This window comes from Embleya sp. NPDC056575, from assembly GCF_042793325.1.
Classification (GTDB): domain Bacteria; phylum Actinomycetota; class Actinomycetes; order Streptomycetales; family Streptomycetaceae; genus Embleya.
In genome coordinates this window covers 397-701 of sequence record NZ_JBHTVA010000191.1, presented here as the reverse complement: position 1 = coordinate 701, position 305 = coordinate 397, and the positions used below count along the sequence as shown (strand labels likewise).

Below are 305 nucleotides of genomic sequence, written 5' to 3'. Positions count from 1 at the left end.
CACGACTCTCCGCTTCGGCGAGTTGGCCGCGCTGCGTCGCAAGGACATCGACCTGACCGGCCGCCTGGTCGTGATCCGACGGGCACAGGCCGAGTTGCAGGACGGGCGCCTCTTCGACAAGGCGCCCAAGTCGGCCGCGGGGGTGTGCACGGTCTCCTTCCCCGGTGAGCTGGTCGACGCGATTACGCTCCACCTGGAGCACTACGCCGCTGCTGGACAGGACGGTCACGTGTTCGTCGGACCGCAGTCGGGCAGCTTCGGCGGAGCAACTTCCGGGACGACTGGGTCAAGGCACGGAAGGATGC

Annotated in this window: 1 pseudogene; it reads left to right on the top strand. The window is 68.2% G+C overall.

The annotated features are described in order from the left end of the window. A pseudogene (locus ACFRCG_RS48660) lies at positions 1–305 on the top strand (hypothetical protein); the annotation flags it as partial.